General features: G+C 64.1%; 25 protein-coding genes. 12 read left to right on the plus strand and 13 right to left on the minus strand.

The window, feature by feature from the left end:
- Window positions 1–12: 12 nt before the first annotated feature.
- Window positions 13–1,380, minus strand: a complete 1,368-nt coding sequence (locus tag AC1RVY_RS13590) for a M23 family metallopeptidase (RefSeq protein ID WP_218339853.1) — start codon at window positions 1,378–1,380, stop codon at window positions 13–15.
- Window positions 1,381–1,582: 202 nt separating this feature from the next.
- On the opposite strand from AC1RVY_RS13590, the gene tyrS reads away from it, so the two are divergent.
- A complete protein-coding gene (tyrS, locus tag AC1RVY_RS13595) occupies window positions 1,583–2,815 on the plus strand; it encodes a tyrosine--tRNA ligase (RefSeq protein WP_492806845.1) in 1,233 nt (410 codons plus the stop codon).
- 96 nt (window positions 2,816–2,911) lie between these two features.
- Here tyrS and AC1RVY_RS13600 read toward each other — a convergent pair whose 3' ends face one another.
- Window positions 2,912–3,907, minus strand: a complete 996-nt coding sequence (locus tag AC1RVY_RS13600) for a LysR substrate-binding domain-containing protein (protein WP_218296233.1) — start codon at window positions 3,905–3,907, stop codon at window positions 2,912–2,914.
- Window positions 3,908–4,039: 132 nt separating this feature from the next.
- Here AC1RVY_RS13600 and AC1RVY_RS13605 point away from each other — a divergent pair, with 132 nt between their 5' ends.
- On the plus strand, window positions 4,040–4,579 hold the full coding sequence (locus AC1RVY_RS13605; protein WP_369643450.1) for a DUF2917 domain-containing protein: 540 nt from the start codon (window positions 4,040–4,042) through the stop codon (window positions 4,577–4,579).
- Window positions 4,580–4,684: 105 nt separating this feature from the next.
- On the plus strand, window positions 4,685–5,065 hold the full coding sequence (locus AC1RVY_RS13610) for a DUF2917 domain-containing protein (RefSeq protein WP_369643449.1): 381 nt from the start codon (window positions 4,685–4,687) through the stop codon (window positions 5,063–5,065).
- Window positions 5,066–5,201: 136 nt separating this feature from the next.
- Here AC1RVY_RS13610 and AC1RVY_RS13615 read toward each other — a convergent pair whose 3' ends face one another.
- Window positions 5,202–5,798 carry a TetR/AcrR family transcriptional regulator gene (locus AC1RVY_RS13615; RefSeq protein ID WP_492806846.1) on the minus strand — a complete coding sequence of 199 codons (597 nt, stop codon included), beginning with the start codon at window positions 5,796–5,798 and terminating at the stop codon, window positions 5,202–5,204.
- A gap of 230 nt (window positions 5,799–6,028) precedes the next feature.
- On the opposite strand from AC1RVY_RS13615, the gene fabF reads away from it, so the two are divergent.
- Window positions 6,029–7,303 carry a beta-ketoacyl-ACP synthase II gene (fabF, locus tag AC1RVY_RS13620; protein WP_218339849.1) on the plus strand — a complete coding sequence of 425 codons (1,275 nt, stop codon included), beginning with the start codon at window positions 6,029–6,031 and terminating at the stop codon, window positions 7,301–7,303.
- A gap of 51 nt (window positions 7,304–7,354) precedes the next feature.
- Here fabF and AC1RVY_RS13625 read toward each other — a convergent pair whose 3' ends face one another.
- On the minus strand, window positions 7,355–7,753 hold the full coding sequence (locus AC1RVY_RS13625; RefSeq protein ID WP_218296229.1) for a BLUF domain-containing protein: 399 nt from the start codon (window positions 7,751–7,753) through the stop codon (window positions 7,355–7,357).
- Window positions 7,754–7,902: 149 nt separating this feature from the next.
- On the opposite strand from AC1RVY_RS13625, the gene AC1RVY_RS13630 reads away from it, so the two are divergent.
- The 3 genes from AC1RVY_RS13630 to AC1RVY_RS13640 all read left to right on the plus strand — a co-directional run bounded on the left by AC1RVY_RS13630 (window position 7,903) and on the right by AC1RVY_RS13640 (window position 11,023).
- The gene (locus AC1RVY_RS13630; protein WP_218296228.1) at window positions 7,903–8,661 is read left to right on the plus strand and encodes a Crp/Fnr family transcriptional regulator; all 759 of its coding nucleotides are present in this window, start codon (window positions 7,903–7,905) and stop codon (window positions 8,659–8,661) included.
- 92 nt (window positions 8,662–8,753) lie between these two features.
- On the plus strand, window positions 8,754–10,184 hold the full coding sequence (gene glmU / locus AC1RVY_RS13635) for a bifunctional UDP-N-acetylglucosamine diphosphorylase/glucosamine-1-phosphate N-acetyltransferase GlmU (protein WP_492244651.1): 1,431 nt from the start codon (window positions 8,754–8,756) through the stop codon (window positions 10,182–10,184).
- The gene (locus AC1RVY_RS13640) at window positions 10,181–11,023 is read left to right on the plus strand and encodes a sensor histidine kinase (RefSeq protein WP_218296226.1); all 843 of its coding nucleotides are present in this window, start codon (window positions 10,181–10,183) and stop codon (window positions 11,021–11,023) included. The genes glmU and AC1RVY_RS13640 overlap by 4 nt, the downstream gene beginning before the upstream one ends.
- A 37-nt stretch (window positions 11,024–11,060) precedes the next feature.
- On the opposite strand, the gene AC1RVY_RS13645 is transcribed toward AC1RVY_RS13640, so the two are convergent.
- Both AC1RVY_RS13645 and AC1RVY_RS13650 read right to left on the minus strand, forming a co-directional pair.
- Window positions 11,061–12,119 carry a diguanylate cyclase gene (locus AC1RVY_RS13645; protein ID WP_492806847.1) on the minus strand — a complete coding sequence of 353 codons (1,059 nt, stop codon included), beginning with the start codon at window positions 12,117–12,119 and terminating at the stop codon, window positions 11,061–11,063.
- A gap of 195 nt (window positions 12,120–12,314) precedes the next feature.
- Window positions 12,315–12,803, minus strand: coding sequence for an Lrp/AsnC family transcriptional regulator (locus tag AC1RVY_RS13650; protein WP_492806848.1), 489 nt, complete (start codon window positions 12,801–12,803; stop codon window positions 12,315–12,317).
- Between the two features lie 139 nt (window positions 12,804–12,942).
- Between AC1RVY_RS13650 and glmS the strand changes: the two genes are divergently transcribed.
- A complete protein-coding gene (gene glmS / locus AC1RVY_RS13655) occupies window positions 12,943–14,850 on the plus strand; it encodes a glutamine--fructose-6-phosphate transaminase (isomerizing) (RefSeq protein WP_369643442.1) in 1,908 nt (635 codons plus the stop codon).
- Between the two features lie 152 nt (window positions 14,851–15,002).
- Here the strand turns inward: glmS and AC1RVY_RS13660 are convergent, their stop codons facing one another.
- Window positions 15,003–15,377 carry a hypothetical protein gene (locus tag AC1RVY_RS13660; RefSeq protein WP_492806849.1) on the minus strand — a complete coding sequence of 125 codons (375 nt, stop codon included), beginning with the start codon at window positions 15,375–15,377 and terminating at the stop codon, window positions 15,003–15,005.
- A gap of 149 nt (window positions 15,378–15,526) precedes the next feature.
- Between AC1RVY_RS13660 and AC1RVY_RS13665 the strand changes: the two genes are divergently transcribed.
- Window positions 15,527–16,264 (plus strand): hypothetical protein, encoded by a 738-nt coding sequence (locus AC1RVY_RS13665; RefSeq protein WP_492806850.1) that lies wholly within the window; start codon window positions 15,527–15,529, stop codon window positions 16,262–16,264.
- A complete protein-coding gene (locus AC1RVY_RS13670; RefSeq protein WP_492806851.1) occupies window positions 16,261–17,631 on the plus strand; it encodes a hypothetical protein in 1,371 nt (456 codons plus the stop codon). The genes AC1RVY_RS13665 and AC1RVY_RS13670 overlap by 4 nt, the downstream gene beginning before the upstream one ends.
- 403 nt (window positions 17,632–18,034) lie before the next feature.
- On the opposite strand, the gene AC1RVY_RS13675 is transcribed toward AC1RVY_RS13670, so the two are convergent.
- The 3 genes from AC1RVY_RS13675 to AC1RVY_RS13685 form a co-directional block, all read right to left on the minus strand.
- Entirely contained in the window at window positions 18,035–18,286 is a 252-nt protein-coding gene (locus tag AC1RVY_RS13675) for a hypothetical protein (RefSeq protein ID WP_492806852.1), read from the minus strand.
- Between the two features lie 185 nt (window positions 18,287–18,471).
- Window positions 18,472–18,675 (minus strand): ECs_2282 family putative zinc-binding protein, encoded by a 204-nt coding sequence (locus AC1RVY_RS13680; RefSeq protein ID WP_492806853.1) that lies wholly within the window; start codon window positions 18,673–18,675, stop codon window positions 18,472–18,474.
- 564 nt (window positions 18,676–19,239) lie between these two features.
- The gene (locus AC1RVY_RS13685) at window positions 19,240–19,413 is read right to left on the minus strand and encodes a YegP family protein (RefSeq protein WP_492806854.1); all 174 of its coding nucleotides are present in this window, start codon (window positions 19,411–19,413) and stop codon (window positions 19,240–19,242) included.
- Between the two features lie 369 nt (window positions 19,414–19,782).
- Between AC1RVY_RS13685 and AC1RVY_RS13690 the strand changes: the two genes are divergently transcribed.
- Together AC1RVY_RS13690 and AC1RVY_RS13695 are read left to right on the plus strand one after the other, a co-directional pair.
- Entirely contained in the window at window positions 19,783–20,193 is a 411-nt protein-coding gene (locus AC1RVY_RS13690; protein ID WP_057271550.1) for a helix-turn-helix domain-containing protein, read from the plus strand.
- A gap of 34 nt (window positions 20,194–20,227) precedes the next feature.
- Window positions 20,228–20,743, plus strand: a complete 516-nt coding sequence (locus AC1RVY_RS13695; RefSeq protein ID WP_492806855.1) for an ImmA/IrrE family metallo-endopeptidase — start codon at window positions 20,228–20,230, stop codon at window positions 20,741–20,743.
- A gap of 386 nt (window positions 20,744–21,129) precedes the next feature.
- Here the strand turns inward: AC1RVY_RS13695 and AC1RVY_RS13700 are convergent, their stop codons facing one another.
- The 3 genes from AC1RVY_RS13700 to AC1RVY_RS13710 all read right to left on the minus strand — a co-directional run bounded on the left by AC1RVY_RS13700 (window position 21,130) and on the right by AC1RVY_RS13710 (window position 24,352).
- On the minus strand, window positions 21,130–21,336 hold the full coding sequence (locus AC1RVY_RS13700) for a DUF2783 domain-containing protein (RefSeq protein WP_218296222.1): 207 nt from the start codon (window positions 21,334–21,336) through the stop codon (window positions 21,130–21,132).
- A 1-nt stretch (window position 21,337) separates the two neighbouring features.
- Window positions 21,338–23,050 (minus strand): FAD-dependent oxidoreductase, encoded by a 1,713-nt coding sequence (locus AC1RVY_RS13705; RefSeq protein WP_218296221.1) that lies wholly within the window; start codon window positions 23,048–23,050, stop codon window positions 21,338–21,340.
- 111 nt (window positions 23,051–23,161) lie between these two features.
- Window positions 23,162–24,352 (minus strand): ABC transporter substrate-binding protein, encoded by a 1,191-nt coding sequence (locus AC1RVY_RS13710; protein WP_218296220.1) that lies wholly within the window; start codon window positions 24,350–24,352, stop codon window positions 23,162–23,164.
- Between the last annotated feature and the right edge of the window lie 102 nt (window positions 24,353–24,454).

Below are 24,454 nucleotides of genomic sequence, written 5' to 3' on the forward strand. Positions count from 1 at the left end.
GCTGCCAGCGGCTCAGTCTGCGCTGGCCTGTTCGACAAGCGCCGCAGCGGACAGCTGGATGCGCATGTTGGACGCCAGGCGCTCGAACGCGGGTCGCCCGGCCGCCGAGACGGGGGCCGCCGCTTCGCTCTGGGCGACGATGGTCTGCGGATCCTGGTGCACGCCGTTCACGCGGAATTCGAAATGCAGGTGGGGGCCGGTGGCCCAGCCGGTAGCGCCCACGGCGCCCAGCGTCTGGCCCTGTTCTACGGACTGGCCCTGGCGCACGTCGATGCGGCTCAGATGGGCGTACACGGTGACGTGCTGGTTGCGGTGCTTGACGAAGACCACGTTGCCAAAGCCGTTCTGCACGCCGGCAAACTCGACCACGCCGTCGCCCACGGTGCGCACGGAGGTGCCGGAGGGGGCCGCGAAATCGGTGCCCAGGTGAGCGCGCCAAGTCTTCAGGATGGGGTGCATGCGCATCTTGAAGCCGCTGGTCACGCGCGAGAACTCGACCGGCGAGGTCAGGTAGGCGCGGCGCATGCTCTCGCCGTCGAGCGTGTAGTAGGCGCCCTTGGCGGCGCCCGGCTCCTGGAACCACAGGGCCTGGTGGGTCTTGCCGTTGTTGACGAACTCGGCGCTCAGCACCCGGCCGCTGGACAGGGGCTCGCCGTCGGCTTCCAGGGTTTCATACACCACCGAGAAGCGGTCGCCCTTGCGCAGCGAACGGCGAAAGTCGATGTTGCCCGAGAAGAGTTCGGCCATCTGCACGGCCACGCCGTCGGGGATGTTGGAGGCATCGGTGGCGGCGAACAGCGAGCTGTGGATGATGCCGCCCGCCAGGCGGCTGCCCACCGTCATCTTGGCGGTTTCGATGCGGGAGCTGAATTTGTCGCCGTTGCGCTCGACGATGAGCCGGCGGAAGCTGCCGCTGTCGTCGGGCACCCAGCGCACGGTCAGGCGGGTCAGGCGGTGGTCGTCGGTGGTCTCGGCCGACACGGCACGGCCGGTGCGCCCGAGCACATTTTGTCGCACAGGAGTGTCACCGCGCATGAACGCGGCGGCGGCCGGGTCGGCCACGCCCAGGCGCTGCAGCAGCGATTCGGGGGTGTCGCTGCTGCGCACCTGTTCGGAGCGGAACAGCGAGAAGCCCGGGGCGTCGAGCTCGCCCAGCACGAGGTTTTCGGCCAGCGATTCGACGGGGTAGCTCACCATGCGCACCGGCAGCTCGGCCGGGTCGGGGGCGAAGGACGCCACGGCGAACGCGCCGCCGCCGCCCGTCAGCAGCAGGGCTGCGACAGCGGCGGTGATGCGTTTGGGATGTTGTTGGATCGTGCGGGACAGCCGGTCAAGCAAAGCGGTGCTGGCGGTGCGGACCGTAGTGAGGCCGTGAATCAAAGGTCTATCCCCAGGGTGAGCGTGACTTCCTGAAACTCCCCCGTTGCGACGGCGGGGCGAGGCCAGGAACACAGGCTGCCAGGCATGTGGCCATGCGACAGCGTGAAAACAGGTCGAAACGGCGGGCCTACTAGAATCCGCCTCAAGCAATGTGGGCTGAAGTATAGCGGTGCATGCTGTCTAGACATCCCAAAAAACCCTTATGAATCAATCTGCTGTTACAACAACCCCGGTCTCTGATGGTGTAAGACAGGCCCTTGAAATCTCGCTGCGCGGCGTGCAGGAACTGCTGCCGCAGGACGAATGGGTCAAGAAGCTGGCGCGCTCGGAGGCCACGGGCCAGCCGCTGCGCATCAAACTGGGACTCGATCCCACGGCACCCGACATCCACATCGGCCACACGGTGGTGCTGAACAAGATGCGGCAATTGCAAGATCTGGGCCACCAGGTGATCTTCCTGATCGGGGACTTCACGAGCCTGATCGGCGACCCTTCCGGCCGCAACAGCACGCGCCCGCCGCTCACGCCCGAGCAGATCAAGGTGAACGCCGAGACCTACTACAAGCAGGCCAGCATGGTGCTGGACCCCGCGCGCACCGAGATCCGCTACAACAGCGAATGGAGCGAGCCCCTGGGCGCGAGCGGCATGATCCAGCTGGCTTCCCGGTACACCGTGGCGCGCATGATGGAGCGCGACGATTTCCACAAGCGCTTCACCACCGGCCAATCCATCGCGGTGCACGAGTTTCTGTACCCGCTGATGCAGGGCTACGACTCGGTGGCCCTGAAAAGCGACCTGGAGCTGGGCGGCACCGACCAGAAGTTCAACCTGCTCATGGGCCGCCACCTGCAGCAGGAATACGGCCAGGAACCGCAGTGCGTGCTCACCATGCCGCTGCTGGTGGGATTGGACGGCGTGGACAAGATGTCCAAGTCCAAGAACAACTACATCGGCATCGCCGAAGAGCCCAACACCATGTTCGCCAAGGTGCTGTCGATCAGCGACACGCTGATGTGGGACTGGTACACGCTGCTGTCGTTCAAGAGCCTGGCCGAGATCGCCGCGCTCAAGGCCGAGGTCGCGGGCGGGCGCAACCCCAAGGACGCGAAGGTGATGCTGGCCAAGGAAATCACCGCGCGCTTCCACAGCGCTGCGGCGGCCGATGCGGCCGAGCAGGATTTCATCAACCGCAGCAAGGGCGGCGTGCCCGATGAGATCCCCGAAGTGTCCCTGTCGGGTGCGCCGCTGGGCATCGGTGCCTTGCTCAAGCAGGCCAACCTGGCGCCGTCCGGCAGCGAGGCCAACCGCCTGATCGATGGCGGCGGCGTGCGGGTGGATGGCAGCGTGGTCAGCGACAAGGGCCTGAAGCTCGGCGCCGGCACCTACGTGGTGCAGGTGGGCAAGCGCAAGTTTGCACGGGTGACCTTGGCCTGATTTTTAGTCAAATTGGCCACTGGCGCTTGATGGATAAGCGCTGGCAGCTATCAAAACAAAAGCGCTAGGTCCGGCCGGACCCGCGCTTTTCTGCTGTCAGTCCAGGTTGTCGTTCAGGTCCGGGTCGGGCACATCCCCGATCGCCTCGCGCGTGGCCTGGGCCTGCACCTGCAGCCAGGCGCAAAACGCCTTGATCTCCGGCCGCTGCGCGCTGCGGGGCCCCACCATCAGCCAGTAGGCCAGCGGGGAGTCGATGCGGTGGCCGGGCAGCACCTCCACCAGGTCGCCTGCGGCCAGTGCATCGGCAATCAGCGGCATGCGCGCCAGCGCCAGGCCCTGGCCGGCGAGGGCGGCCTGCACGATCTGGTGGGCGTAGTTGAAATACAGCCAGCGCTCGGGCTGCAGCTTGGCCAAATCCCGCGCGTCGAACCAGCGGCGCCAGCTGAGCCATTCCAGGTGCTGGCTGCGGTGCGCGTCGCCCGCCTCGATCAGCGTGAACTGGGTGACATCGGCCGGCGTGCGCAGGGGCTTGCCGCTCTTGAGTAGCCAGGGGCTGGCCACCACGGCCAGCTGCTCGCCAAACAGGCGCTGTCCGCCCAGGGTGCCCGCGCCCGGCATGCTGTAGCGCAGGGCCAGGTCCACGTCCGAGGTTTCCAGGTCCACCGGCACGTCGCTCGCATCAATGCGGATGTCGATGCCCGGGTTGTCGCGCTGGAACTCCTCCATGCGCGGGATCAGCCACATCGATGCGAAGCTGGCCCAGGTGGTGATGGCCACGCTGCGGCGCCCGGCCGTCTGGCGCACCAGGCGCACGGCGGCGTCCATGCGCTCGAGCGCCGGGGCCACGGCGCGCTGCAGCTGCGCGCCCGCGCTGGTCAGCTCCACCGCCCGCGTGTGGCGCAGGAACAGCGCCACGCCCACTTCTTCTTCCAGTGCCTGGATCTGGCGGCTCACGGCGGACTGGGTGAGCGCCAGCTCGTCGGCGGCGGCGCGGAAGTTCAGGTGCTTGGCCACGGCGAGAAAGGCGCGCCAATGGCCGGTGGCGACGGGGCGGGTGCGAAGGACGGCAGGGGAGTATTCGGCAGAGGCCATGGCAGGTGTCCTGGATGCGATTCATGCGTTGGCGGAATGAATAGCGTACCGCGTTTTCATTGGACTGTGTGTGCCGCCGAGCGCACCATCCAGTCTCCGAAACACCTTTTCATCGAAGCCAAGGAGCCTGTCATGTCCCCCCGCAACGTTCTGGAATCGCAACAATCCGTGCACGCCAGCCTGGCTGGCCGATCTGCGGCCGGTTGCTGGAAGCTGGCCACGGGCCAAGCGCTGTCGCTGCGCCCGCACACCCATGGCGTGCTGCAGATTGCCCAGGGGCAGGTCTGGCTCACCCTGAGCGGGTCTTTGGCGGACCTGCCCGGTGCCACGGCCGACCATCTGCTGCGGGCGGGCGAGCAGCTGGCTGTCGCGCCGGGCCAGCATGTGGTGATGGAGGCCTGGAACCCCGGCGGCGGCACCGAGCCCGTGGCTTTCCACTGGGATGGTGCGGCCGCCCCGGCGACGACCCAGCCCCACAGCCTGGCCGCCCGCGACTGGGAATGTGGCGTGGTGCAGCCGCTGCGCGACCTGGGGCATGCCCTGGGGCAGGGCGGGCGTGCCCTGGGCGCTGCGTTGGGGGAGGTGACGGGCGCGGGCGGGCGGTTTGCTGCTGGCCTGGCTCGCTTTGCTCTCAATCGGATAGCGCCACAGGGACAACGCAGGCCCGCTTGAGGACTACATGCAGGAAAAGCATCAATCGGTGCCGTGCTTTTCATTGGACGTTGTTCTGCAAGCCGCGCACCATACGGTCTTACTAGGGTTAACCCGGAGAATGCCATGACAACCTCTCACGCTCTTCATCTGTTCGCATCTTCCCGCGCCGTGGGCGCTTCGGCCGCTGGCGCCGGCACCGTGGCCGCTGGCGCCGCCGTCAGCCTGGCCCCCAGGGCCGCGATGACCTTGCGCATCGCCGAAGGCCAGGCCTGGGTGACGCTGGGCAAGGGCCTGGGCGACAGCAGCGATGTGTTTCTGTGCGCCGGCCAGTCGCTGCAGGTCGCCGCGGGCCAGTCGGTGGTGGTGGAACCCCTGAACGGCCGCCGCCTGCAGTACCGCTGGGTGCGCGGCGAGGCTGCCAGTGCCCGCCCTGCATCGTGGTGGCGCCGTGCATCCGTGGGCAACGGGGCTCCCGCCTGGGGCGACGCCGCCTGCTGCGCCTGAGGGCTCCGGCCTGATCCGGAGAGGGGCCTGCCCCGCCGGTGTTCGGGTGTGCAATAGAGCTTCAAAGAGCTGCTGGCGCTTGACCATCAAGCGCCAGCAGCTCTTTTTTTGATAGCAATGGGTGAGCGCCAGGTTGTCAGCGTGCGTCGCCGTCGCCCAGCAGCCCGATCAACTGGGCCTGCAAGGTCGTCAATATTTCATCCGACAACGCCGGCCGCGCCGCGGCGGTGGCGCGGGCCAGCACCAGCCCGCCGACCATGGTGGCCAGCATCTGCATGGCGCGGGCGCGGTCTTGGGGCTGCACGGTGGCGTCACCACCGCAGAGCAGCTGGGCAAAACGCCCGATGTTGCGCTCGATGCCCTGGGCAAACACTTCCGACAGCTCGCTGCCGGACCGGGCGGCGTCCACCGCCAGCGCGGCGGCCGGGCAACCTGTGCCCGGCGAGTCGCGGTGCTGGGGCGAGAGGTAGCTCTTGATGCGCTCGCCGATGGTGGTGTTCGGAGTGGCTCCGTCCAGCGGGGCGATGGACCAGTCGAACGCCCGCGCACAGGCCTCCTGCACCAGCGCGTCCTTGGAGGCGAAATGCCGGTACAGCCCGCCATGCGTGAGCCCGGCGTCGCGCGTGATGTCGGCCACGCCCACGCCGGTCAGCCCCCGCTCGCGGTACAGGCGGGATGCCGCGTCCAGGATGCCCTGCCGGTTCTCTGCGGCTTGTGCTTTGGAAACCTTCATGCTGCCTCTTATTGATTGCGATCGTACGCAAAAAAGTGGTGATGCCTTTATGATGACGACTGCAATCATAAAGGCGCGGATCGTTTCCGCGTGTCGCCGCAGTGCCCTGGAGCCGGTTCCTGGTGCTGCGCCCAATCTGTCTGACGAGGTGAATCCATGAAGAAGATGATCCATGGCGGCCGTGGTGCCGAGGTGTGGAGTGGTGTGTGCTGCGACAAGGCGGTGGCCTGATGCGGCGCGTCGTGGTCACGGGCATGGGCCTGGTGTCGCCGCTGGGCTGCGGTGTGGAACTGGTGTGGCGGCGCCTGCTGGCGGGGCGCTCGGGCCTGTCGCGCCTGCCGGACGCTGTCACGGACGGCATTGCCGCCAAGGTGGCGGGGCAGGTGCCGGATGTCGCTCAAGACCCCGAAGGTGGCTGGGACGTGGATGCCGTCGTCTCGTCCAAGGACCAGCGCAAGATGGACCGCTTCATTCCCTTCGCGCTGGGCGCGGCGCAGCAGGCGCTGGCGCAGGCCGGGTGGCCCCCGGCCGACGAGCGGGCGCGCGAACGCACGGCCACCGTGATCGCCTCGGGCATTGGCGGCTTTGGGGCGATCGCCGAGGCGGTGCGCACCACCGACACGCGCGGCCCGCAGCGCTTGTCGCCGTTCACGGTGCCGTCGTTCCTGGTCAATCTGGCGGCGGGGCAGGTGTCGATCCGCCACGGGCTCAAGGGGCCGCTGGGTGCGCCGGTCACCGCCTGCGCCGCCAGCGTGCAGGCGATTGGCGATGCCGCGCGCCTGATCCGCAGCGGCGAGGCCGACGTGGCCGTGTGCGGGGGCAGCGAGGCGGCCATTGACCGCGTGAGCCTGGGCGGCTTTGCGGCGGCCAAGGCCCTGGGCACCGCGTTCAACGACACGCCCGAGCAGGCCTCGCGGCCGTTTGACGCGCAGCGCGACGGTTTCGTGATGGGCGAGGGCGCGGGCATGCTGGTGATCGAGGCGCTGGACCATGCCCTCGCGCGCGGCGCGCGGCCGCTGGCCGAGCTGGTGGGCTACGGCACGTCGGCCGACGCGTACCACATCACCTCGGGCCCCGAAGACGGTGACGGCGCCGCGCGCAGCATGTGGGCCGCCCTGGCGCAGGCAGGCCTCACGGCCCAGGACGTGCAGCACCTGAACGCGCACGCCACGTCCACGGGTGTGGGCGACCGGGGCGAGCTGGCCGCCATCCGCCGGGTGTTTGGCGCGGGGGCGCAGGTGGCCATCAGCTCCACCAAGTCGGCCACCGGCCATCTGCTGGGGGCGGCGGGAGCGGTGGCGGCCATCTTCACCGCGCTGGCGCTGCGCGACCAGGTGGTGCCGGGCACGCTGAACCTGCACACGCCCGATGCGCTGGCCGAGGGGCTGGACATGGTGGCGTTGCGGCCCCGGCCGATGGCGCTCACGCACGCCATGCTCAACGGGTTTGGTTTCGGCGGGGTGAACGCCAGCCTGCTGCTGCGGCGCTGGCCGGACGCCGCATGACGCGGCTTCAGCCCCCGCAGGGGCCCATGGGGGCCGGCGCGTGGGCGCGTGTCAGAGGACGAGCTGGCTGCGCATGGACTCGAACGCGGCCAGCGCTGCTTCGCCGTCGAGCCGTTCCATGCGCGCGAGCGCATCCACGTCCTCCACCGTGCTGAAGGCCAGGCTGAACTGCTGGAAGCGGCGCGCCGCCAGCGGGCCGTTGTGCAGCACCTCGACGTTGATGTGGCGGGGGTCGTTGCGGATGCGCTCGATGAGCTTGAGCACGGCCTTCTGCGGGCCTTCCAGCTGCTGGCAGAAGCGCTGGCCGTCGAAGATCAGCAGCCCCGTGATGTCAAGCTGCGCGTTCACCAGGCGCGCGCGCCCGGCGACCTCGGCCACCACGCTGGTGGGTTGGTCGGGTGCGAGGGTGCTCACGTAGAGCACTTCGTAGAGGTCGGGGCTGGGTTTCATAGACGATCCCAATGTAGGGAGCGCCCGGTGGTTGTGCAATGTCAAAAGACATACATGTAACTATCGCGCCACCGGGCGGGGCCGTGGCATCGTGGAGCCCTTGGAATGCCGGCCGCAGTCCCTAAAATCTCCCCACCCTCCGTCACGCCATGAACCCCAGCCTGCCCACCCATGCCTGCCCGCCCACCTGCCATGAATGCAGGCTGCGCGCAACGGGGGCATTCACGGCGGTCAAGCCCGAGGTGCTGGACTTCATAGAAGGCTTTCGCACCACCACCCTGGCCGTGGAGGCCGGTGGCGCGCTGGTGCGCGAGAACGAGGTCAATGCCAGGCTGTTCACGCTGTATGCGGGCTGGGCGTTTCGCTACAAGACGCTGAGCGACGGGCGCCGCCAGATCCTGAACTTCCTGCTGCCGGGCGACCTGGTGGGGCTGCAGCAGGAGTTTGGCGAGGTGTCCACCCATGGCATCGAGGCGCTCACCGACTGCGCGCTGTGCGTGTTCCAGAACGACAGCCTGTGGGCGTTGTTTCGCGAGCACCCGCGCCTGGGCTACGACATCACCTGGCTGTCGGCGCACGAGGAGGGCCATGTGGACGACAACCTGCTGACCGCCGGCCGCCGCAACGCCACCGAACGCGTGGCCATGCTGCTGATGCACCTGTACCGGCGGCTGGACCGCATCGGGCTGGTGGAGGCCGACGGCACCGTGGCGTTTCCGCTGAACCAGCAGCACATCGCGGATGCGCTCGGGCTGTCGCTGGTGCACACCAACAAGACCCTGCGGCGGCTGGCCACCCTGGGCCTGCATGAAATCAGGAACGGGCGGCTGCGCCTGCTCAACACCCGGGCGCTCGCGCGCATCGCCGAGTACTACGACAGGCCGCCCCGCCTGATGCCGCTGCTGTAGCGGATTGCCCGGCACGGGCGGGCGCACCCGATAATCGTGGCCCAGCCTGCGCGGGGCTTCCCGCCCGGTATCGAATCTCCCCCAGAAGATCCATGACGCAACTCGACATCCTCATCATGGCGGCCGGCAAGGGCACGCGCATGAAAAGCCGGCTTCCCAAGGTGCTGCAGCGCCTGGCCGGGCGCCCGCTGCTGCACCACGTGCTCGACCAGGCGGCGCACCTGCAGGCGCGCAGCGCCATCGTCATCACCGGCCATGGTGCTACAGAAGTGGAAGCTGCCAGCGCAGGTGCAGCAAGCGCTGGGGGCACTTTGGATGTGAAATTCGTGCGCCAGGAACCCCAGCTCGGCACCGGCCACGCGGTGCTGCAGGCCGTGCCGCACCTGCGCGACGACGGCACGGCGGTCGTGCTGTCGGGGGACGTGCCGCTCACGCAGGCCGACACACTGCGCGCGCTTGTCGCGGCCTCGGCCGGCGGGCAGCTCGCGCTGCTCACCGTCACGCTGCCCGATCCCACGGGCTACGGCCGCATCGTGCGCGATGGCCAGGGCCGGGTGCGGGGCATCGTCGAACACAAGGACGCGAGCGAGGCCCAGCGCGCCATCACCGAGGTCTACAGCGGCATCATGGCCGTGCCCGCGCGCCTGCTGCGCGGCTGGCTGGCCCGCCTGACCAATGACAACGCGCAGGGCGAGTACTACCTCACCGACATCGTCGCGATGGCCGTGGCCGATGGCGTGCCCGTGGCGGCCCACCGCATCACCGATGCGCTGCAGGTGGCGGGCGTGAACAGCCCGCTGCAGCTGGCCGAGCTGGAGCGTGCGCACCAGTTGCGCCAAGCCCGGGCCTTGATGGAGCAGGGCGTGCGCCTGGCCGACCCCGCGCGGTTCGATGTGCGCGACGACACCCGCACCGGCGCGCGCGGCGAGCTGGTGTGCGGGCAGGACGTGGAGATCGACGTGAACTGCGTCTTCACCGGCCGCGTGGAGCTGGGCGAGGGCGTGAGCATCGGCGCCCACTGCTGCATCGCCAACGCGCGCATCGCTGCGGGCGCGGTGGTCCATCCCTTCACCCACATCGACGGCGAAAAGGCAGGCGCCACGGTGGGCGAGGGTGCGCTGATCGGCCCGTTCGCCCGCCTGCGCCCCGGCGCGCAGCTGGGCCGCGAAGTGCACATCGGCAACTTCGTCGAGGTGAAGAACAGCACCTTGGCCGACGGCGCCAAGGCCAACCACCTGGCCTACCTGGGCGATGCCACGGTGGGCGAGCGCGTGAACTATGGCGCGGGCGCCATCACCGCCAACTACGACGGCGCCAACAAGCACCGCACGGTGATCGAGGCCGACGTGCACGTGGGCAGCAACTGCGTGCTGGTGGCGCCCGTCACCATTGGCGCGGGCGGCACCGTGGGAGGCGGCAGCACCATCACCAAGAGCACGGCCCCGGGCGCCCTCAGCGTGGCGCGCGGCAAGCAGGTGAGCATTGCCAACTGGGCGCGCCCCGCCAAGCTGCCCAGGCCATGACACCCTCCGACGCCACCGCCGGGCAGGAGCTGCAGCTGTTGCGCGCCGAGCTGGCACGCAGCCAGCAGCAGGTGGCCGGCATGGCGGCGGCGCAGGAAGAGTTTCTGCGCGCCGTCTCGCACGACCTGCGCGCGCCGCTGCGGCACGTGACCTCGTACGGCACGCTGGTGCGCGAGGTGCTGGGCGACCTGCCGCCGGACGTCGCGCAGTCGGCTGCGGTGCAGGAGGCGCTGCGTTTTCTGGGCACCATGGACCAGTCCGCGCGGCGCATGGGGATGATGATCGACGGCCTGCTCGCGATGGCGCGTGCCCAGCGGGCGCCGCTGAACCTGCAGCCGGTGCCGCTGGCGGACGCCGTGGTCCGGGCGCGTGCCGCCCTGGCCTCCGCCGAGGCGGGCCGCGCCATCGACTGGCGCACCGCGGATGCCACCCGCCTGCCCACGCTGCAGGCCGACCCCGCCCTGCTGCAGGAGCTGCTGGTGCAATTGCTGGGCAATGCCCTCAAGTTCACGCGCCACAGCGCGCGGCCGTGCATCGCGGTGCAGGCCGAATCCGACCCCGCGGCGGCGCAGGCGGGGCAGGTCGTGTTCACCGTGCAGGACAACGGCACGGGCTTCGATCCTGCGCGCGCCGACGGCCTGTTCGGCGTGTTCCATCGCCTGCACCGCGAGAGCGAGTTCGAGGGCGTGGGCGCGGGGCTGGCGCTGTGCCAGGCCATCGCGCAGCGCCACGGGGGCGCCATCACGGCCACCGCATTGCCCGGGGCGGGTTGCACGGTGCGGGTGGCGTGGCCGGGCTCGGCGGCTGTTGCTGCCGTTGCCGCGCCATCGCGCGCCTGAGGCCGCGGTTGTCCGTGGGCAGGCCGCGGGCCCGGCGCTACGCGGCGGGCACCAGTGGCGCGGCAGCGTCCGGGCCGCCCGAGACGCGGTTGCGCCCGGCGTTCTTGGCGGCGTAGAGCGCGGCGTCGGCCGCATCGGTCCATTCGCGCACGCTGGCGTGGCCGCGCTGGGCAGGCGCCACGCCGATGCTGCTGGTAAAGCGCAGCTGCGGCAGGTTGCGCAGGCGCGTGCCCTCGGTCTGCTCGCGGATGCGCTGGGCGATGGCCATCGCGTCCCGGGCCTGCAGCCCGGGCAGGATGATGGCGAACTCGTCGCCGCCGTAGCGGCCCGCGCAGTCGCCAGCGCGCACATTGCCCCGCACCACATGGGCCAGCGCCCGCAGCGCCTCATCGCCCACGGTGTGGCCGTGGGCGTCGTTGATGTGCTTGAAGTGGTCGATGTCCATCATCAGCATGCAGGCCGGTTCGCCGGTCGCGTGGTGGTGGCGCAATGCGGCCTCGGCCTGTTCCTCCCAGTGGCCGCGCCGGTACAGGCCGGTCAGCGAGTCCACGCGGCGCAGCTCGTCCAGCTGCTGGTTCTGCCGCGCGGTCTTGCGGATCAGCCGGTAGCTCACCACGCTGACCGACAGCGTATGCAGCATCATCACCGGCAGGCACGCCACGATCACCCGCATGGAGGTCTCGGGCGCCCAGTGCATGCCGGTGGCCACCGCGCTGGCCACACCGGCCGCGAGCATCACCGGGATGGACCGGGCCCAGAGCCCGCCGATGCCGGTGGTGATCTTGTCCACCATCGTCAGCGTGACCAGCAGCGCGCTGGGCAGCAGGTTGAAGTGCATCAGCGGCACCAGCGCGGCCGTCATGGCCGAGTCGGCAAGCAGGTTGCGGATTTCAGCGCGGTAGGGGTCGGCGCTGCGCCGCGCGAGCAGGTAGGCCGCATGGGGCCAGACGAGGGCGGCCAGCACCAGCGCCGCCCAGGCCGGGAACGAGGCCTGGCGCTCCCACAGCACCACACCCACCACCATCCCGCCCAGCCCCATGCCCAGGACCCGGAGCGGGTAGATACGGCGGGGCATCTGGCGTTCGGGTGTGGGCATGGGTCCTGGTGTGCCTCTGGCGGACCCGCCGGCATGCGGTACCGCGCGAAGCCCGGCGGGCTGGAGGGTGGAAGTCTGGGGCAGCTTACCTTGCCGCGGGGCAAGAGGCCAGCAAGGCATGGCGCCCAGCGGGGGAACTGGCGGGGGATGCGCCAAGCAGGCGGTTGCTATGAAAAATATAGCTTATAGCGCTTGTCAATCCACCGATAGCGGCACTTTTGTATCAAATTTTGCCCTGCGGGTGGCGAAAAAAGCCTTGACGTTGCGCACATTGGCGTTGCCGGTGAAAAGCCGCTGCGACAGCGCCAGGTAGCCGGGCATGTCCCGTGTGTGCACCACCAGCACGAAGTCCGGCCCCGGCGAAACCCGCCAGCACTGCTGCACGGCGGCGTCCGCCACCGCGCGGGCCTCGAACGCGTCGAGCTGCTCGGCCCCCTGCCGGTCCAGCGACACCTCGACGATGCACGCCAGCCCGTGGCCCTGGAGGGCGGCCAGCCGGTCGGGCTGCAGGATGGCGACCTGCCGCTCGATGAGCCCGGCATCCTGCAGGCGCTTGACTCGGCGCAGGCAGGTGGGCGGGGAGACATGCACCCGCTCGGCCAGGGACTGGTTGCTTTGCGCGGCGTCGGTTTGCAGGAGGTTGAGCAGCTGCAGATCCACCAGGTCGAGTGCTATGGATTCCATTTTTCAAGGAAAATTGATTGAAAATTTCATCAATGATTGGTGATGAAATTAAAGTTCAAAATAAGATGAATATCAATCATTAATTTCTTGCTGTGCCGCCTACCATCGCCCCCATCGCTTTCCAACCAGGGCAACCACCATGTGCGGCATCGTCGGCGCGGTCTCCACGCGCAACATCGTTCCCATCCTCGTGCAGGGCCTGCAGCGGCTCGAATACCGGGGCTATGACTCTTGCGGCGTGGCCGTGCACGCCTCCAGCCTGGACGCGGCGCGCCCCGCCGGCCTGCAGCGCGCGCGCAGCACGGCCCGCGTGGCCGAACTGCTTGAACAGGTGCAGGCCGACCATGTGGATGGCGCCACCGGCATCGCCCACACCCGCTGGGCCACGCACGGGGCACCGGAAGTGCACAACGCCCACCCCCATTTCAGCCACGGCGCGGGCGATGCGGCGGGCACCCCGGGCCGCGTGGCGCTGGTGCACAACGGCATCATCGAGAACCACGAGGAGCTGCGCGCCGCCTTGCAGGCGCGCGGCTACGTGTTCACCAGCCAGACCGACACCGAGGTCATCGCCCACCTGGTGGACAGCCACTACAGCGGCGACCTGTTCGATGCCGTGCAGGCCACGGTTGCCCAGTTGCATGGCGCCTACGCCATCGCCGTGATGCACAAGGACGAACCCCACCGCGTGGTGGGCGCACGCGCGGGTTCGCCACTGATCCTGGGCGTGGGCAAGGATGGCTCAGAACACTTCCTGGCCAGCGACGCCATGGCCCTGGCGGGCGTCACCGACCAGATCGTGTACCTGGAAGAGGGCGACCTGGTGGACCTGCAGCTGGGCCGCTACTGGATCGTGGGCAAGGGCCGCGAGGCGCTCACCCCGGCGCAGCGCCCCGTGCGCACCGTGCTGGCCCACAGCGGCGCGGCCGAGCTGGGCCCCTACCGCCACTACATGCAAAAGGAAATCTTCGAACAGCCGCGCGCCATCGCCGACACGCTCGAAGGCGTGGAGGGCATCGTGCCCGAGCTGTTCGATGGCGCGGGCCAGCACGGCCAGCCCGGCGCTGCCGCCTGGCGCGTGTTCAAGGAGATCGACAGCGTGTTGATCCTGGCTTGCGGCACCAGCTACTACAGCGGCTGCACGGCCAAGTACTGGCTCGAGGAGATCGCCGGCATTCCCACCCAGGTCGAGGTGGCCAGCGAGTACCGCTACCGCACCAGCGTGCCCAACCCGCGCACGCTGGTCGTCACCATCAGCCAGAGCGGAGAAACCGCCGATACCCTGGCCGCCCTGCGCCATGCACAAAGCCTGGGCATGGCGCACACGCTCACCATCTGCAACGTGGCCACCAGCGCCATGGTGCGTGAATGCAAGCTGGCCTACATCACGCGCGCGGGCGTGGAGATCGGCGTGGCCAGCACCAAGGCCTTCACCACGCAGCTGGCCGGCCTGTTCCTGCTGACGCTGGCACTGGCCCAATCCAAGGGGCGCCTGACCGAAGCGCAGGAAACCGCCCACCTCAAGGCCATGCGCCACCTGCCCGTGGCCCTGCAGGCCGTGCTGGCGCTGGAGCCGCAGCTCATCAGCTGGGCCGAGGACTTCGCGCGCATGGAGAACGCGCTCTTCCTGGGCCGGGGCCTGCACTATCCCATCGCGCTCGAAGGTGCGCTCAAGCTCAAGGAAATCAGCTACATCCACGCCGAGGCCTACCCGGCGGGCGAACTCAAGCACGGCCCCCTGGCCCTGGTCACCAGCGCCATGCCCGTGGTCACCGTGGCCCCCAACGATGCGCTGCTGGAAAAGCTCAAGAGCAACATGCAGGAAGTGCGCGCCCGCGCGGGCGTGCTCTACGTGCTGGCCGATGCCGACACCCGCATCGAGAGCAGCGAGGGCATCCACGTGATCCGCATGCCCGAGCACTACGGGCCCTTGAGCCCGCTGCTGCACGTGGTGCCGCTGCAGCTGCTGGCGTATCACACGGCCTGCGCGCGGGGGACGGATGTGGACAAGCCCAGGAACCTCGCGAAGAGCGTGACGGTGGAGTGAGTGCGGGGTGTTGGTCGAAGCGCTGACTGCAAGAAATAAAGTTCGTCGGATATGAATAAAGTTCGTCGGGGATTTATCGGATTATGAAATTAGTTTGAACAAGCCTTTCTAGGCAATCACAGTGGAGGGCGCTCATAAGGAATGGGTGGGCGCTATAGGTTCACATCCACGCTGAAATTCTCCCTGAACTCCAGGTTCTCCATCCCTCCGCCCCCGAGCCTGTACCCCCTTGGGTTGGAGACCACCCGAGTCCCCCGCACCTGGTAGTCCACACTGTCATGGATATGCCCGTGGATCCAGGTGCCGGCCCGTCCCATCAGCGCCTCCAGGTCACTCGCATAGCAAGGTGAGAGCGGGTGCCCTGCAAAGTCCTCGGGAATCGACAGCGGGTGCGGTGCATGGTGGGTGACCACCACCGTGTTCTGGGGATCCCCTTGGCCCAGCTGCTCCTCCAGCCATAGCCTGCTCTCATGGTGCCGACGCGCTGCCATCGCCGGAAACAACCGGTGCTTGCGCTGCCAGTACATCTCGGGTTACCGATTCTGCGAAGGGAGTATCGCCCTATGACATCACGGATCGTGGCGCCGGGGCGACTGCGGGAGCGCTATCAAGGATTGAAGACTTTCAACCGGTTATCCGTGAAATTGCCCCTTCCTATGCGGGGCAAAGCAAGGCATTGGTTGAGACATCAAACCCAAAGAAACGCCATGACGATGAGGCACCGTCGTTCAGGCGATCAGATCAGAAGACCATCGAGCTTGCACGTCGTGAGTTTGGGCTGGCTCTCCAGTTCAATGAGACCGTGATCGTTGCAAACCGTGTGGACCCTGATCTCGCGCCGCGAGTTACTCGCTTGACGCCAAACGGCGTTTGGGAAGCGCTCGACTCTGTCGGGCGTAACAATGCGGTTCAGATCGGATTTGAGGATGCGGTTCGCGCGTACCTGGATGTGGTTCCAGCCAAGCTGACGCGCGGGGGGATTGTGTTGGCCGGCCGCAATTACCATTCAAAAACTCCTGAGTTTGAGAAAGCTCAGTCGTCGGTAGCAGGCGGGCAAGAAGTGGCCGTCAACGTCTTTGTACTGGCTGCTTGTATCCGCCATGTCTGGTTTGATTGGAATTGCAAGCTGATTGAGTTGGATGTCCGTTACGACGTTCCAGTCGACAAAGAGACGAAACACATGTCCCTCGCCGAAGCGGTCGAGTACGCCAAGTTTCAGAAAACTTGGGAGGCGATGGAACGCAGGCATCGCGCCGCAAAAAAGCACCTGCTGAATGAGGATTACCTGGAGCAGACAGGAATGGAGCTGAAGTCAGGGAGTCGCGTCGCTGGGCGGCCCAAGCGTGGCACTGCTACCGCTCGCCTGGAGCATGAAGAGGCTAGGCAAAGCGTTGAAGGGAGGAAGGCAGCATGACCCTGGCTGACTCATCCCTTTATGCGCGCCGCTACGAAGATGCACTCGCCCCAGGCGTGATCAAGCAACGCGCTGAATCATATGGTTCTCCCGTCGAGGAACTCATGTCGGTTGGAGTGGAGGAGGCCTGCCAGAAATTGGAGTGTGGACTGAAAGAGGTGCTGTTGGTCTCGGTGCAGCTGGAAAAAGCCATTCGCGCCGAAATAGAGCGGGCACTGTCTCACTCGAAGGTCGTGTACAGAAGGCCTGGTGCGGCGTTGGCTGCTGCGTACTCAGGCGTTGCACCGGGTGATGGGACGCCGCCTTCCTTCATCACCGGCCTGGCGGGTGTCGGTAAGACGCGACTTCGGCTGGCGATTCAAAGGATACTGGAGGGGAACAGGAAAATCAGTCTGGATGCTGCTCACCCTCCGGTTCCACTCATCGACTACGTCGACTGTGTGGTCGGAAAGAAGGCCAGTGTTTCTGCGGTACTGCGTACTTTTGCAAGCCCGGGGACTGCGGAGGGCAAGGTCAAGATTGGCCAAGAAGAGTTGGGATGGGAGTGTGCCCGCTGGATGCGGGTGTCCGGCGTGTGCCTGTTCGGTGGCGATGAAACACAGTTCATGGCTCAATCAGCTGGTGCCAGCACGCTCATTACAAGGACCCTCCTTGCACTTGCCGAACTGCAGGTGCCTTGGTTTGTTATAGCTAACTACTCGTTGGGATGGAAGCTGCGCAGCCGCCCTCCTGAAGCCACACAGCGGCTGCTTAGCCGACCAGTTGTGCTTTTGCCGGACCCTCCCGTCTCAGAGGACTGGGCTGCACTGCTGTCTGCATATCAGGTTGTGCTGGATGAAGCGGTGAGCTTTTCCCTTTTGGACCATCGGGTCGAGCTATGGAATCTCTGTGCGGGGCTGAAGCGGCTGCTTGTGAATCTGCTCGTCCTCAGCTATTGGATGGCTCGGAACTCGGGTTCGACTAGGGCGTCGTGGGCACATGTGCGCCAAGCTTTTAATTCGGTGAGGTACGCGGCTGCACGAGATGATGTTAATTTCCTCATAGCGCACGCAGGGCAGAAAAAAGGCCTCCGAAAAGATCTCCTGTGCCCATTCGATGGACCAGAAATACAGGCTGAAGCTGAGGTTTTCGAAGATCAGCTTCGTGCAGCGAGACAGGCGACTGTGGCTCTCAGAACGATCCAGGCATCTATGAACAGGCAAGAGCGCGACGCCATTGCCTACATCAACAAAGCCGCAAATCCCAAGCCCGAGCCGATTGCGCAGGTCATCAAGTTACAGAAGACCCGTAAGCCACGAACCCTGAATGGAATGCTCGACGCGGCGGCTGGTTTTATGGGGTCTCTTGATGACCGATCAAAGAAATAGGGTGCTGTGATGGCTGAAAAATCAAAGGTTCCAGTTGGTGAGGTAAACAGCACCAAGCGCGCTAAGGCCTACCTTGTTCGTTTGGGCGGATCTGGTGGGCGACGTTTGTTGGTCGACCTGGATCCCGAAGCCAGTGAAGCACTAGACCGGCTTGTCGCTGCGGGCTATGGATCAACAAACAAGACGGTGGTAAGTCGAGCGTTGGTCGCTGCAAGCGAGCACATTGGGGCGGACTAGTTTTGAGCTTCGTCTCAGGGATCTTAGGCATACTGCCGAGATTGCGGAAGCGAGATGCAGACAGCGGCACTATCGACTTGGGCAATCCGGCGGGTGATTCTGTGCGCTTTAGCCCCTAGGCTCGCGCAGCAACAGGCTGGTAACGACACAAGACCGTTCAAGCAGGTTAGGTAAACCGAACAGCTAGCGCGCCACCACGCATCGCTCTCACGGCATACCAGCTCAGGAGGCTAGCCATGAGCACCAGTACCACTATGCCCTGCGCGGGGGTAAGCCTTCCAGTCAGCACGGCTTCGCCAACTTCATGGCCGCCCACAATAGCTTGCCAAATGACAAGCACGGCAATCGCCATCGAAACTGGCAATAGCAATCCTGCAAAAAATGCACGCAGTGGTTTTGGAAATGGATTCTTTTTCATGAGGTTGGGATTCGCGTTGGCGTGAGGTCGATGTGGCGCCCCGACTGTAGGGTTAGCCTAGGGGGCAGTGATGCACTCATCTTAGTGAGCCGCGTACGACACCTACTGCTGTGAACACTCGATCAACATTCAGTTGGGGCGAGATATACAGTCAATGTCAAAAGTGGTTACTTGAGCTTGGGAGCTCATTTGAAGCCCGCTCTCTTTAGTGCATCTTTGAGTTGCTTCTCGATTGCTTGTTTAGCCTGCGTGGTGGCAGCCTTCATGACATCACCATACTTTCCTGTTGCGTCACACTTTGAGCATTTGATGCTATCGGTGGCTCTTGGATTCGACGGCATTTCAAATTTCTCGCTGCCGCATGAACATTTGATGGTGACGGTGCTCATCAAGAAACTCCTTTAGAACAAGATTTTTCGGGGGGGCGTTGGGATCTCTCGTGTTTCAAAAAGCCATCAGGATCTGGTTTTCACCTCACCGGGCCGCTCTGTTCGTACTGCAGGCCAAGCATTTGAAGTACGGTCCGTATCGGCCATCGTCCACATAGGCGACTGGGGATCCACACCAGTGGCAGGCCTCGCCTATGCCAGCCTCTGCTTGGTACAGGCGCCAGCAACTCCGCGCGAAGAAAGCCATCGCGACCAAAAATGCAGCTGTGGAGACCAAGCTCGTGAGGCTCACCAGACCAGCGAGCATTGGTATGGCAGCGAATTCGCGCCCAACGAAGCGGGCTGCTACACCTCCAAATACGCAAATGCCAGGAGCTGCAAAAAGATTGAGGTAAAGGCGCAGATGGTTCAGATTCATCTTGGATTCTCCAGTGCAGGCAAGGTCCGCTGATCGCATGCATCCCAAAGCATGTAGTGGTGATCGGCCAAGCTCGAAAGGTGGGCCTACACACAAACGTGTGTGAGGCCTTCACTGTCTGAAGGGCTTGACCAAAGTGCACCAAACTACTTTTCGTAGACGGGCGTGGATGCGGTCGTTGCTTTCACCAAGCTGATGCCATTGAGGGCATCATCTTTTTGCGAGTAGCCCTGCCCACTATCTGCAATGGTTCTTCCATTTATGGAAACCAGGCGCCAGCGCCATTCACCACGCGCATCTTTATACAGTTCGAATTTCATTGCACTTCCTCCTTGAGGTTTGACGGATTGTGAAATCGACGCCCCTGCGCATGAGGGGCTTTTTTTGCCCGGCTACGACTTCCCGGACTCCTTGCGGACACCTTTGAACGGCGTGCCGTCTTGCTTTTGATCCATGAATCGGCCATCGGCCGCATTGCGCTTAACCCACGTGTCTGTCACGGGGTTGTGGACCTGCGAACGTTGGCGAACTGCACCAACGCGTGCGTTGTCACCGAGAGGGGCATTTTTTGCCATGGCGGCTTCTCCTGAGTTGAGATGGCGCCAAGTTAGCATATTGAATTGCTATATAGCAACACTCAAACATGCAGATTCGCATAAAATTTTGCGATATAGCAATAGGAGGGCCGCATGGCCGCAAACCGAGGACACTTCGACTGTGAGGGGTTCTACGCAGCACTCGACGACATCAGGAAAGCGAAGAACTTTTCGTGGAAGAAGCTCGCAGACCAGAGCAAGGTGAGCGCTTCGACGCTAACCAGGATGGGCCAAGGCAAGCACCCGGACGCGGACAGTCTGACTATGCTGTCTGCTTGGGCTCAACTGAACCCAGCTGACTTCGTGACCGACGAAGATCTGAAGGCGCGCGATACCACTGTCTTGCCAAAGATGATGGCGCTTCTAAGAGCGGATCCCAACCTGAACGAAGACTCGATCAGAGCAATACAAGACGTGTTGACTGTGGCGTACCGTCGCCTTGGAAATGCACCAGATCCTAAGGAGGAGATAGATCTTGGCGGTAGCACTTCGGCGGGGGTTTAAGGCAGAGGCAGACAGATACGCTGTTGAGTTCCGGATGGAACTCCAGTTACAGGCATCTGCGCCCCTGGACATGTTCCAGTTGGCGGGGCACTTGGAAATACCTGTCATGCCTTTGAGTGCACTGGCTGAAGAAATGGATGTGGCCAACTACCGGCACTTGACCGGCGCAACTAAGAGCCCGTTTTCAGCCATCACGCTCTACATGGGTCGTAGAAGGGCCATTGTGTACAACGACTCCCATGCTCCCACGCGACAACAAAGTGACCTCGCGCATGAGCTTTCGCATGCGGTACTCGACCATCCGCCCAGTGGGCTGACAAATGAATCCGGCGGTCGTCACTACGACCAGGTTTTGGAGGATGAGGCAACTTGTTTGTCTGGCTTTCTCCTGGTTCCAAAGGCCGCCGCAATGTCAGTCGCAGCAAGCGGTGAATCTGTTGAAGAGGCCGCAGCCCGCTACAAAATCAGTCCTGCAATGATGCGTATGCGCCTAAATCAGAGTGGGGCGCTACGAATTCTTGCGCGTGCGAGAGCAAAGCGCATGTGTTGAATTGCTGCCGATTCGGTGGAAGGCTTCTTCAGTTCACTGCGCATTGATAGTCCCGACGAACTTTGTTTGCAGTTGTGCAGGCCCGGCTGCCTTCGTTATCGTTTCCGACAAACTTCGGGCTGACTCGCCAACCCATAGAAATCAATGACTTATGCGAGCCTACCCCGACGAACTTTATTTGTTTTAGTCAGCGCCGGCGCTGGTAGACCAGCTCGACGATGCGCGCGCTCAGCCAGGCAGCTGCCTCGGTCATCTTGGGCGGTTCCCGGTAGCTCGTTGTGGACAACCCCGCATGGCGACCGGCGCGGGCTCGCTGATGAACAGTTCCTCAACCATCCTGGCCGGTGCAGGTCACCTTCACCCCATTTCCCCCGCATCGCGCTGGCCTATGGTTTTTCAGCGCAGGTGTTGCGTCGCGCCGCGGTCAGTGCGGCCGACAATACATCACGCTTTCCTACATGGTTAGCGAGCAGTAGCACGAGCTTTATGTTTAGTTCGTGGCTCTGCGTCAGGTCGAGCTCGCGATGCGTCTCTATCAAACTTTCATAGAATTCGTCCGCGGCTTCGAAGTTCGGTGTCGTGATGAGATTCATATCAGTCCTGGATGGGGCTTCCGAGAGCTCGCAGCAATGCGGCCCCGACGTCTGCGGCTCGAGGTGCACGCCAGCGCGCGCATACATGCTGGTCGGGGCGCATCAACCATGCGTTGCCAGGGCGCGCGTCGTAGCGGCGGGCGAACAGACCTTCGTTGTCGCAGATCACCCTGAGACCTGGACCGTCCTGCAGTGATGTCACTCCGGTCACCACCAGTACCTTGTCAACTTCAGTTTGCGCGAGGTCGGCAGGTATTTCATTCGAATAGACCACCAATGTGAAGTCTTGACCCAATTGCCGCAGAAACCATTCTGTCTTTCCTGCGTGGGTTATCGGGGCATCTGCGGCAGGGGCACCCGGACGGATCGGCGAGTCGAATTTCTCGCTGTCTGGAGTGTTCAGAGGCGAGGTCTCCAAAGTAGCCGGAACAGACAGTCTCCCGCTGTTGACCAGTTGGCGCGCGAATGGAAATTCGGTTGCGAGATCAAGGGTCGCATCGCGAAACTGCTTGCTGATTTCGCTTTTTGGGGTGATGAAGTCGGTGGCGCGGGTTGAGTTCAGCAGGTTCTCGTCTGCGGCGTATTCACGTTCGGTGCCGTAGCTGTCCAGGAGGGCCTCAGCCGCCAGCGCTGTCGCTTTCCCTTTGAGGACAGCGTCCAGTTTCCAGGCGAGATTCTCCGCATCCTGAATGCCAGAGTTCGCGCCGCGGGCTCCGAACGGCGAAACTCCGTGGGCGCTGTCTCCTGCAAAGATCACTCTGCCATGACGAAAGCGCTCCATGCGTAGACAAACAAACGTGTAAACGCTCGCCCATTCCAGTTCGAAGGGGACTTGTCGGCCAAGCGCCTGACGCATCATTGCGTTGATGCGCGGAGTGATTCGCTCCAACTTCTTCTCTTCGTCTGGATCTGCATCCCACCCGAGCTGGAAATCGATTCGCCAGACGTTGTCGGGTTGGCGATGTAGAAGGACGCTCTGGTTCGGATGGAAAGGTGGGTCAAACCAGAACCAGCGTTCGGCGGGGAAGTCCGCAGTCATCTTGACATCGGCGATCAGGAACCGGTCCTGGAATACCTGCCCCTTGCTCTCAAGACCCATGAGCGCGCGAACGCTGGACCGTCCACCATCACACGCGACGACATAGTCGGAAGTCGCTTGATACGGGCCATCTGGCGTATCGACTCCCACAATGACTTTTCCGTTTTCGCCCTCTATCTGATCCAAGGCGACCACAGCGTTCTTCCAGCGGATTTCCAAATTGGGAAGCGCGGTTGCTCGTTGCAGCAGGTACGCTTCTGCGTAGTACTGTTGAAGATTGATAAAGGCGGGGCGTTCGTGGCCCTGTTCCGGCAGCAGGTCGAATTGGTATACCTGCTCGCTACCGCGGAACAGCCTGCCCACATTCCACGAGACGCCCTTGTCGACGCAGGCGTCGCCCACGCCCAATCGATCCCAAATTTCCAGTGTGCGCTTGGCAAAGCAGATGGCGCGCGATCCGTTCGACAGCCGATCATCGTTGTCCAGCAGCAGGACCTTCTGTCCGCGTTGAGCGAGGTCTATGGCGAGGCTGAGACCCACTGGCCCAGCGCCGATGACAACGACAGGGTGGTGCGTAGGATGCTCATTGCGCTGGTCGGGCGAAGGCTCGTAGGCAAACTTGAGTGCCTGTATCTCATGCCCTGACATGTCGGGCCGAAGTTCGAGGATGTTCATTGGGTGCTTCTGCGGGGGACTGAATTCCAGTGGCATCGCGCCTAGGCGCGATAAGCCAATCGAAGGCGGAGGCCCCAGCAAAGCAGCTGCCGATGGGGCCTGCGACGGCATCTAGCGCTTGAAATCAGGCGATTGCAGCAACTTGGTCGTTGCATCGTTCACCTGAGTGAGCTTGCCCCCTGTCCATTTGACGAAAGCGAAGTCGCTAGCGGTCAGTGCTTCATGACTTGTCGGCGAGAAGGGGCGTTCATAAGTCTTCTTGATGCCATCGATCGGCGCTTGCAGGTTTTCCAGTGCCTCGCGCATCTTTGCTCCGTCGGTGGAGCCCGCTTGCTTGATGGCGGCTACCAGCAGCAGCGTTGCGTCGTATCCATGGGCGACGAACGGAAATGCACTTGCTGCGGCCAATTTGTCCTTGGTGCGCTCAAAGAGGGCCTTCTGCTTGGGGGCGACGGCATCAACCATGGTGCGCATGAAAATTGGCTTTTCGGCCAAGGCTTGGCCCGCCGCGTCATAAAACGTGATGTTGTCTGCGGCCCAGGATGACAGGACATTCGGGAAATAGTTGACCTTCTCCATGCTGCGGACCAGCTGGCCAGTGGGCGTTCCCTGAGCCCAAACCACGAGCGTGTCCACACCTGCTGCTTTGAGTTTGCTCAGCTGTGAGGTCATATCTGTGTCACCAACAGCGAATCTCTCCGTGGCAACGACATCCAGGCCTTGCAGCTTTGCGATCTCGGTCATGTCCTTGAGCCCACCTTGGCCATAACCCGTGGTCTCCGCCACCAGGCCGAGCTTCTTGGCTCCCGCTTTTTTCGCATAGGCCATCAAACCCACCACCTGCTCCCTGTCAACGATGGAGACGCGGAACATGTAGTTTTCAGCACCCGGGCTCATCGGTTTGGTGATGTCGGTTCCGCCGCCGATCATGCCCATGGAGACAACTTTTTTCTGATTGGGAATGTGTTTCCAGGCCATCGCGTTCCCAGAGTTGGTGGGGCCAAGCACGGCTACCACCTTCTCGTTGTCGATCAACTCGCTCATGTTCTGGATCGATTTGGGTGGCTGGGATTGATCGTCACGGATCACCAGTGTGAGCTTGCGGCCAAGCACGCCCCCTGCAGCGTTGATGTCGTCAATAGCGGCGCGAATTCCGAGCACGCCTGCCGCCCCGCTTTGTGCAGATGGCGAGGCAGACAGGTCACCGTTGAACCCCAGCTTGATGTCTTGCGCTGCGGCTGCCAGTGAAACGAATGCAACTGCCGCAAGGGCCAGTCGACGTGCTGTCAGAAGGTTTCTCATGTTTGTCTCCGAGTGAAAAAGGGCGGATGCGCCGAGTTGGCGGATGTGAATCACGCACTCCGCGCTGTCAGACGCTAGTATTTATCTAGCTCGCTAAACTAT

The organism is Acidovorax sp. GW821-FHT11A03 (assembly GCF_058809075.1).

Coding starts and splice junctions, on each gene's coding strand:
- tyrS (WP_492806845.1), top strand. CDS start 1,583: ATGAATCAATCTGCTGTTACAACAACCCCGGTCTCTGATGGTGTAAGA.
- AC1RVY_RS13600 (WP_218296233.1), bottom strand. CDS start 3,907: ATGGCCTCTGCCGAATACTCCCCTGCCGTCCTTCGCACCCGCCCCGTC.
- AC1RVY_RS13605 (WP_369643450.1), top strand. CDS start 4,040: ATGTCCCCCCGCAACGTTCTGGAATCGCAACAATCCGTGCACGCCAGC.
- AC1RVY_RS13610 (WP_369643449.1), top strand. CDS start 4,685: ATGACAACCTCTCACGCTCTTCATCTGTTCGCATCTTCCCGCGCCGTG.
- AC1RVY_RS13615 (WP_492806846.1), bottom strand. CDS start 5,798: ATGAAGGTTTCCAAAGCACAAGCCGCAGAGAACCGGCAGGGCATCCTG.
- fabF (WP_218339849.1), top strand. CDS start 6,029: ATGCGGCGCGTCGTGGTCACGGGCATGGGCCTGGTGTCGCCGCTGGGC.
- AC1RVY_RS13625 (WP_218296229.1), bottom strand. CDS start 7,753: ATGAAACCCAGCCCCGACCTCTACGAAGTGCTCTACGTGAGCACCCTC.
- AC1RVY_RS13630 (WP_218296228.1), top strand. CDS start 7,903: ATGAACCCCAGCCTGCCCACCCATGCCTGCCCGCCCACCTGCCATGAA.
- glmU (WP_492244651.1), top strand. CDS start 8,754: ATGACGCAACTCGACATCCTCATCATGGCGGCCGGCAAGGGCACGCGC.
- AC1RVY_RS13640 (WP_218296226.1), top strand. CDS start 10,181: ATGACACCCTCCGACGCCACCGCCGGGCAGGAGCTGCAGCTGTTGCGC.
- AC1RVY_RS13645 (WP_492806847.1), bottom strand. CDS start 12,119: ATGCCCACACCCGAACGCCAGATGCCCCGCCGTATCTACCCGCTCCGG.
- AC1RVY_RS13650 (WP_492806848.1), bottom strand. CDS start 12,803: ATGGAATCCATAGCACTCGACCTGGTGGATCTGCAGCTGCTCAACCTC.
- glmS (WP_369643442.1), top strand. CDS start 12,943: ATGTGCGGCATCGTCGGCGCGGTCTCCACGCGCAACATCGTTCCCATC.
- AC1RVY_RS13660 (WP_492806849.1), bottom strand. CDS start 15,377: ATGTACTGGCAGCGCAAGCACCGGTTGTTTCCGGCGATGGCAGCGCGT.
- AC1RVY_RS13670 (WP_492806851.1), top strand. CDS start 16,261: ATGACCCTGGCTGACTCATCCCTTTATGCGCGCCGCTACGAAGATGCA.
- AC1RVY_RS13675 (WP_492806852.1), bottom strand. CDS start 18,286: ATGAAAAAGAATCCATTTCCAAAACCACTGCGTGCATTTTTTGCAGGA.
- AC1RVY_RS13680 (WP_492806853.1), bottom strand. CDS start 18,675: ATGAGCACCGTCACCATCAAATGTTCATGCGGCAGCGAGAAATTTGAA.
- AC1RVY_RS13685 (WP_492806854.1), bottom strand. CDS start 19,413: ATGAAATTCGAACTGTATAAAGATGCGCGTGGTGAATGGCGCTGGCGC.
- AC1RVY_RS13690 (WP_057271550.1), top strand. CDS start 19,783: ATGGCCGCAAACCGAGGACACTTCGACTGTGAGGGGTTCTACGCAGCA.
- AC1RVY_RS13695 (WP_492806855.1), top strand. CDS start 20,228: ATGGAACTCCAGTTACAGGCATCTGCGCCCCTGGACATGTTCCAGTTG.
- AC1RVY_RS13700 (WP_218296222.1), bottom strand. CDS start 21,336: ATGAATCTCATCACGACACCGAACTTCGAAGCCGCGGACGAATTCTAT.
- AC1RVY_RS13705 (WP_218296221.1), bottom strand. CDS start 23,050: ATGAACATCCTCGAACTTCGGCCCGACATGTCAGGGCATGAGATACAG.
- AC1RVY_RS13710 (WP_218296220.1), bottom strand. CDS start 24,352: ATGAGAAACCTTCTGACAGCACGTCGACTGGCCCTTGCGGCAGTTGCA.